We start from the raw sequence: 542 nt of genomic DNA, 5'->3' as shown, positions 1-542 counted from the left end.
TCGACACCGATCACCTTGATCTCGGGGCGCAGGTATTTCACGTAGGCCGCAATGCCGGCGATCAGCCCGCCGCCGCCCACCGGCACGAAAATCGCGTCCAGCGGGCCCGGGTGTTGGCGCAGGATCTCCATGGCCACCGTGCCTTGCCCGGCGATGGTGTCCGGATCGTCGTAGGGGTGGATATAGACGTAGCCTTTTTCCTCGACCAGCTTCAGGGAATGCGCCAGCGCCTCGGGGAACGAATCGCCATGCAGCACGACCTTGCCACCTCGCGAGCGCACACCTTCGACCTTGATCTCCGGGGTGGTCTTGGGCATGACGATGGTCGCCTCGATCCCCAGTTTTTTCGCCGCCAGCGCCAGGCCCTGCGCGTGGTTGCCCGCCGAAGCGGTGACCACGCCCCGCGCCAGCTCCTCGGCGCTCAACTGCGCCAGCTTGTTGTACGCGCCGCGGATCTTGAAGGAGAACACCGGCTGCAGGTCTTCCCGCTTGAGCAGCACCTGATTGCCCAGCCGCTCGGACAACTGACGGGCGCCGTGCAA

At 65.7% G+C, this 542-nt stretch carries 1 protein-coding gene; it reads right to left on the bottom strand.

What is annotated here, in order from left to right; all coding sequences use genetic code 11:
• Positions 1 to 542 (bottom strand): pyridoxal-phosphate dependent enzyme (locus tag N5D61_RS26440; RefSeq protein ID WP_279894764.1); only part of this gene is annotated, 542 nt, incomplete at both ends.

This window comes from Pseudomonas sp. GD03842, from assembly GCF_029841165.1.
GTDB lineage: Bacteria > Pseudomonadota > Gammaproteobacteria > Pseudomonadales > Pseudomonadaceae > Aquipseudomonas.
Note: the sequence above shows the minus strand (reverse complement) of the source record. Positions and strands in the feature narration are given on the sequence as shown.